Annotated in this window: 7 protein-coding genes; 3 read left to right on the top strand and 4 right to left on the bottom strand. The window is 71.0% G+C overall.

What is annotated here, in order from left to right:
• The first annotated feature begins 2 nt into the window (after positions 1-2).
• Both ACWGH4_RS07130 and ACWGH4_RS07135 read left to right on the top strand, forming a co-directional pair.
• Positions 3-296 (top strand): hypothetical protein, encoded by a 294-nt coding sequence (locus tag ACWGH4_RS07130; RefSeq protein ID WP_441266086.1) that lies wholly within the window; start codon positions 3-5, stop codon positions 294-296.
• A gap of 113 nt (positions 297-409) precedes the next feature.
• Positions 410-880: a hypothetical protein gene (locus ACWGH4_RS07135; protein ID WP_453456726.1), complete on the top strand. Its 471-nt coding sequence runs from the start codon at positions 410-412 to the stop codon at positions 878-880.
• Positions 881-942: 62 nt separating this feature from the next.
• Here ACWGH4_RS07135 and ACWGH4_RS07140 read toward each other — a convergent pair whose 3' ends face one another.
• Complete coding sequence (locus ACWGH4_RS07140) at positions 943-1,620, bottom strand: helix-turn-helix transcriptional regulator (protein ID WP_453456728.1); 678 nt, start codon at positions 1,618-1,620, stop codon at positions 943-945.
• 274 nt (positions 1,621-1,894) lie between these two features.
• Between ACWGH4_RS07140 and ACWGH4_RS07145 the strand changes: the two genes are divergently transcribed.
• A complete protein-coding gene (locus tag ACWGH4_RS07145) occupies positions 1,895-3,340 on the top strand; it encodes a solute carrier family 23 protein (RefSeq protein ID WP_441266083.1) in 1,446 nt (481 codons plus the stop codon).
• 69 nt (positions 3,341-3,409) lie between these two features.
• Here the strand turns inward: ACWGH4_RS07145 and ACWGH4_RS07150 are convergent, their stop codons facing one another.
• Genes ACWGH4_RS07150 through ACWGH4_RS07160 form a run of 3 tightly spaced genes read right to left on the bottom strand, consistent with a single transcriptional unit; the run spans position 3,410 to position 6,535 of the window.
• Positions 3,410-4,987, bottom strand: a complete 1,578-nt coding sequence (locus ACWGH4_RS07150; RefSeq protein WP_453456732.1) for a sensor histidine kinase — start codon at positions 4,985-4,987, stop codon at positions 3,410-3,412.
• A 59-nt stretch (positions 4,988-5,046) separates the two neighbouring features.
• The gene (locus ACWGH4_RS07155) at positions 5,047-5,787 is read right to left on the bottom strand and encodes a Clp protease N-terminal domain-containing protein (RefSeq protein WP_441266081.1); all 741 of its coding nucleotides are present in this window, start codon (positions 5,785-5,787) and stop codon (positions 5,047-5,049) included.
• A gap of 49 nt (positions 5,788-5,836) precedes the next feature.
• The gene (locus ACWGH4_RS07160) at positions 5,837-6,535 is read right to left on the bottom strand and encodes a response regulator (RefSeq protein WP_453456736.1); all 699 of its coding nucleotides are present in this window, start codon (positions 6,533-6,535) and stop codon (positions 5,837-5,839) included.
• Between the last annotated feature and the right edge of the window lie 81 nt (positions 6,536-6,616).

The raw sequence follows: 6,616 nt of genomic DNA on the forward strand, positions 1-6,616 counted from the left end.
ACATGGAACCGATCGGTCTCCGCTTCGAAGCCGTGGAGCGGATGAACATCGGCCGGTCCTTCCGCGGCCTCAGCCTGGAGACGGCGGACGATACTGTAATGGCGGAGATCGCCGCCACGGGAGTTCTGAAGCCGCGTCCGAACCCGCTGCTGGCGCTCGTGCTGCGCAGTGAGGACTCGCTCAGCTGGGTCGTCTGCTCGAAGGTGGCCGTCGGGGTGTCCCGGTTCACGGACGACGAGCCCGGTTTCCGGCTCGATCCCGTGCATTTCGCCACCCGGGCCGTCCGGACGCAGTGACCTGAGCCGGCGTACGGCAGGAGAGGGCCGCCCCTGGTGCAACCGGGGGCGGCCTCCTCTTCGGAAGCGGCATCGACGTTGAAACGGTGGAACGGTGAAAGGGAGGAACGAGCATGCACCTGGCCTACTCGGCGGACGCCTGGTACGGCCCGCAGGGATACGAGTCCCGCGTGGACCTGACGGCCGTCTCCCGTAGAGACCTGCGGTGGTACTGCTTCCTCGGCGCCTGGCGGATCGAGCACGGAGGGATCGACATCAGCCCTCCCTGGGGCTGGACGCCGCTCTTCGACGCCTTCTACGGAGTCCGGGACGTCATGAAGTCCGCCCGGGACGGCGTGGCGTACGACTGGATCGACTTCACGGAGAACGACGAACGCATCCGCATCGTGCGCCGCGGTGACGACCTCGTGCTGTCACCCACCTACACGGACGAGGAGGTCGTGTGCCGCGTCGACGAGTTCGTCGACGCGGGGCGCGACTTCATCAGGCGCGAACTGGCCGTCGCCGTCGCGGACCACCCGGCGCTCGCGACGAACCCGACCGCCCGGCAACTGGCGGACGAGGTAGGACTCGTCCTCGGCTGACGTGCGGACGCCCCGGCGCCCGCACGGAGCAGCCTCACAGCTTTCGGCGGCGGGCCGCCCGCTCAGTGGTCCGGGAGCAGGGCCCAGAAGTGGTCGACGATCTCTTCGACGTAGCGCCGGCCGTCCTCGCCGGAGGCCGTGCTGCCGCCGGCGCGGCTGAGGGTCGCCGCCAGGAGGGTCTGGTAGTCCTGCTGCATGGTGCGCAGGGGGTCCTGGAGGTTGCGGCGATCGATGGCGACGAGCTTGGCGATGGCGCGGATGTGGGCCTGCCAGCGGGTGGAGACCGCCTCGGTGAGGAGACGGGCCAGTTCGTCCTCGAGGCCGGTGATGGCGATGAAGTCGCGCGGCGGAAGCCCGAGAACGCTGCCGAGAGCGGCCGACTGGCGCTTGTCGCCTGTCCACAGGCCGGTCTCTTCCATGCGGTGGTAGGCGTCGAGCGTCAGGCCCGTGGCACGTGCGACGTCCTCGACGGGAAGCCCGCGGGCGAGGCGGTGCTCGCGCAGGGTGCGGGCGTGACCCATGAGTTCACCGGGGGCGCACCACAAGGCGCCGGCCAGGGCCGTGAGTTCGTCGGCGGTGGGCAGGGCCGTGCCGCGTTCCCACGCCGCGACATGGTCGGGGGTGATGTGGGTCATGCCGTAGGAGGCGCGCATGCCATAGGCGACGTGGCCGTGCGCCATCCCGAGTTTCTCGCGCAGAGTGCGGGCGGCGCGCGCGTTGAAGGGGAGGGGTGGATGCACGGTGCGAGAGTAGGCAGTTACTCGCCGCTACTCCATGGTCGCTGTCGCCTGCATCCCGTTATGCGGGATAGGTCGTCAGGGATTTCGTAGGAAACCACATGAGTGATCGACGGTGTCAATTCCCGTTCGCTCACTGGCTGGTTGTGTACCGGGTCGGGCCACGTATGATCCGCTCGCGAGGTGCCGCATGTGTGTTCGCACAACAGTCGTGAACGCGCTTTCTCCGCGGTCCCGTCATCCCTCTCTCCCACCTGTAGGCCCAGGAGACGCCGCCATGCAGAACAGCGCGACCAGCCCGGCCGACGCGCCGCCCACCGGAACCGGCGGCCCGCTCGACCGGTTCTTTGGCATCACCGAACGTGGCTCGACATACGGCCGGGAGATACGCGGCGGGTTCGCCACGTTCTTCACCATGGCGTACATCCTCGTGCTCAACCCGATCATCCTGAGCAGTGCCAAGGACAAGTTCGGCGAGCAGCTGGACGCCGGGCAACTGGTCACCGTCACGGCCCTGGTGGCCGCGGTCATGACCGTGATCATGGGTGTCGGCGGCAACCTGCCGCTCGCCTTGGCCGCGGGCCTCGGCATCAACGCCGTCGTCGCCTTCCAGGTCGCCCCCCTGATGGGCTGGGACGACGCGATGGGCCTCATCGTGCTGGAAGGCCTGCTGATCTGCGTCCTCGTGGTGACCGGTCTGCGCGAGGCCGTCATGCACGCGATCCCGCAGCCCCTCAAACAAGCGATCAGCGTCGGTATCGGCCTGTTCATCGCGTTCATCGGCTTCGTGGACGCCGGCTTCGTCACCCGTATCCCGGACGCCGCGAACACCACCGTGCCCGTGCAGCTCGGCACCGGTGCGCTCACCGGCTGGCCCATGCTCGTCTTCTGCCTCGGCGTGCTCCTGACGATCGTGCTCCTCGCACGCAAGGTCAAGGGCGCCATTCTCATCAGCATCGTCCTGATGACGATCGTCGCCGTCGTCGTCAACGAGCTGGCGGACGTCAAGTCCTGGGGCCTGACCTCGCCCTCGCTGCCCGACAAGCCGTTCGCCGCCCCCGACTTCGCCCTGCTGGGCGAATTCGACCTCTTCGGCTCGTTCGGCCAGGTCAGCGTGCTGACCGTGGTCCTGCTCGTCTTCACGCTCGTCCTGTCCGACTTCTTCGACACGATGGGCACCGTGGTCGGTGTCACCGCCGAAGCCGGACTCCTCGACGAGCGGGGCCAGGTCCCCGGCCTGGGCCGCGTTCTTCTCATCGACGGTGCTGCCGCCGTCGCGGGCGGCGCCGCCTCCTCCTCGTCCGCCACCACGTACATCGAGTCCGCCGCGGGTGTCGGTGAAGGTGCGCGTACCGGTTTCGCCAACCTCGTCACCGGCGGTCTCTTCGCCCTCGCCCTCTTCCTCGCCCCCGTCCTGACGATCGTGCCCCTCCAGGCCGCGGCCCCGGCCCTCGTCGCCGTCGGCTTCCTGATGATGACCCAGGTCAGGCACATCGACTGGGACCGCTACGACGTCGCCGTCCCCGCCTTCCTGACCATCGTCGTCATGCCGTTCACCTACTCCATCACCAACGGCATCGGCGCCGGCTTCATCGCCTACGTGGTCATCAAGGCGTGCCTGGGCAAGGCCCGTGAGGTGCACTGGCTGCTGTGGGGTACCGCGGTGCTGTTCCTCGTCTACTTCGCAATCGACCCGCTGGAGCAGCTCCTCGGCATCAAGTAGCCGCCGGCGGCCCGGCCGACCGGCTGGGGCAAAAGCGCGTTCCATGACGGGCCAGGGCCGTCCCCGGCGTCACCGGGGGCGGTCCTCCTCGTTGTCGACGTCCGTCACGACCGTCTTCGACGTCAGGCGGTCGTCCTTGAAGCAGAGCCGGTACGCCGGCGTCGTCTCGTACTTCTTCGCGCGGTAGTACTCGCAGCGGCCCGCGTCCGCCGGCTCCGGCTGGACGCCCGACGGCGGGCCGTCCAGAGAGAGCCGGGGGAGGCGGGTAAGGACATCCGCGCGGGTGTCGCCCACGCGGATGCGGTCGTACTGGGCACGCTCCATCACGGTGCGGGAGTCGCTCCAGAAGCGGAAGCCGAGGATCAGCAGGGCCAGCGCCAGGCCGGCGGCGAACGGGACCGTGACGGCCTGGAGGAGGTTGCGGCGCACCCGGCGCCGGGCGTCGTGGAGTTCGCCGGCCGTGGTGGGGGCGGGCGGCACCGGGGCGGCGTCCGACGACAGCGGGAGCCGGGCGGTGACGGTGAAGCCGTCGGTGTCGGGGCCGTGGGTGAGGGTGCCGCCCGCGAGGCGGACGCGTTCGTCGAGACCGATGAGGCCCGTGCCGCCAGAAGCGGGCGACGGGGCGCCGTCGGGGGAGCCGCTCCCGGGCGACGGGGCACCCGTGGCCGGGCCGCTCGTGACCGTGACGGTGAGGGTGGACCCTGCGGACGCCAGGGACACCCGCACCGGTGCGCCCGGAGCGTGCTTGGCCGCGTTGGTCAGGGACTCCTGGACCACGCGGTGGACCGCCCGGGCAGTCATCGGCCGCAGGGCGGGGGCCTGCGCGGTGCCCTCGTCCAGGGTGACGTCGAGGCCCGCATCCCGGGCCCGTTCGGCGAGCGCGGCCACCGTCTCCCCGTTCGGCGAGGTCGGTGCCGGCGCCCCGTCCTCCCGGAGCACGCCGACGATGTCGCGCAGCCGGGCCGTGGCGTCGGCCGCCGCCTGACGCAGCTCGCGCGCCGCGAGCTGCTGCCGCTCGCCGAGGCTCGCGTCGACCTCCAGCGCGGCGGCCCGTACCGCGATGAGCGACAGGTCGTGGCCGAGTGAGTCGTGCATGTCCCCGGCGATACGGGAGCGTTCAAGCAGCCGTTCGCGGTCGGCGGCGGTCTCCCGCTCGCGTTCCATGTGCTCGGCCAGCCGCCAGCCTGTGGAGACCAGTTGGGCGTACTGGCGGACGTAGCGGCCGAACAGCCAGGGGACGACGACCACCAGCAGCAGGGTGATCAGCAGGGCGAACCAGGTCCAGAGGTCCTCCAGTGCCAGGGCGAGGACGAGCCCGCCGAGCGCGACGGAGCCGAAGGTGACCAGCGCCGTGCGGGCGGTCGCCGTGCGGCGGCCGGAGAGATACCCGAAGGCGGCCATGGCGGGTGCGTAGGAGGCGGTGAAGAGTTCCGGTGTCTGCCAGGCGCTGAGGGAGACGGCGACGACCAGGGACACCAGCGGCCACGACCGGCAGAGCAGGACCGCGAGGCCGAGAAGGGGGACGCCGGTGCCGACCCACCACCATGAGCCGCCGTCGTTCGGGTCGGAGCGCAGCAGGACGCAGAAGGCCAGCACCGCCCACAGCGCCAGGTCGGTGAGGACTTCACGGGCGTTCTCTCTGCGCATGCCCCCACCCTGTCAGGGACCCCGCGTTCGGGGCCCCCGACGAAAGTGGGGCGCCTGCCCTACTGCTGCTGCTTCGCCGCCATGAACGCCGCGAGGGTGTCGGTCACCCACTGCTCGGCGGCCTCCTTGCCGACGCCGAGCGACGCCAGCGGCCCGCTGCCGTCCTCCGCCTCCAGCAGGGCGAGCAGGATGTGCTCGGTGCCGATGTAGTTGTGCCCGAGGCGCAGTGCCTCACGGAAGGTCAGCTCCAGCACCTTGCGGGCACGCGCGTCGTACGGGGCGATCTCCGGGAGTTCGTCGGCGGCCGGCGGGAGTGCCGTCGTCGCCGAGGCGCGGATCCGTTCGGGGTCGGCGCCCTGGGCGGCGAGCGCCTTCACGGCGAGGCCGTCGGGCTCGGCGAGCAGGCCGAGGACGAGGTGCTCGGGGCCGACGAAGGCGTTGCCGGCGGCGAGCGCCTCGTTGGCGGCCGCCGCGACGACGTTCCTGGCGCGGGGGGTGAAGCGGGCGAAGCCCTGACTCGGATCGAGGTCGAGCGGCTGGTCGGACTGCTTGGTCACGAAACGCTTCTGGGCAGCCTGCTTGGTGACGCCCATGGAGGTGCCGATCTCGGTCCATGAGGCGCCGGAGCGGCGGGCCTGGTCGACGAAGTGGCCGATGAGGTGGTCGGCGATGTCGCCGAGGTGACCGGCGGCGAGTACCGCGTCCGACAGCTGGTCGAGCGGCTGGGAGTGGACCTTCTTGATCGCCTCGATCAGATCGTCGAGGCGCACGGGATGCGTGAGACGCACAGGATCGGTCATGCGACAACCTTAGGTTGACGCGACGCTGTCGTCAACTCGAAGTTGACGATCAGGGTGTGTCGGCCACCAGCCCGGCCTCGTACGCCAGAATCGCCAACTGCACCCGGTTCCTCAGCTCCAGCCTGCCGAGGACGGCGCTGACATGTGCCTTGACCGTGCCCTCCACCACGTACAGCCGCGCCGCGATCTCCGCGTTGGACAGGCCGGCCCCGACCAGCGCCACGACCTCCCGCTCCCGGGCGGTCAGCGGCTCCAGTGCCGTCCGGGCCTCCGCCGCCCGCGACATCCGTCCCGCGCCGAGCCGGTCGAGCACACGTCGCGCGATCTCGGGGGACAGGCAGGCGGCGCCCTGGGCCGCCGCCCGCACGCCCGCGATCAGCTCTCTGGGGTCCCCGGACTTCAGCAGGAACCCGCTCACCCCGGCGCCCAGGGCACGCTCGATGTACTCGTCCTCCGAGAAGGTGGTGAGCATGACCACCGCCGTGCCGGGCGTCACGCGCCGCAGCTCCTCCGCGGCGGCGAGCCCGTCGAGCCGTGGCATCCGGATGTCGAGCAGGGCGACGTCCGGCCTGTGCCCCAGGGCGAGTTCGACGGCCTGGCGCCCGTCACCCGCCTCCGCGACCACCTCGACGTCCGGATCGGCGGCCAGGATCGCCCGCACCCCGGCGCGCATCATGGTCTCGTCGTCGGCGAGCAGGACCCGTACGGGAGCGGCGCTGGTGCCGGTCGGGCCGGCGGAGGTGGTCATGCCGTCAGCCTAGACATCCGGCTGGCCCCGGCGGACCGACTCCCGGCCGGCGCCCCGGCGGACGGGCGCAGTGGACCGGCA

Source organism: Streptomyces sp. NPDC054847 (assembly GCF_053610925.1).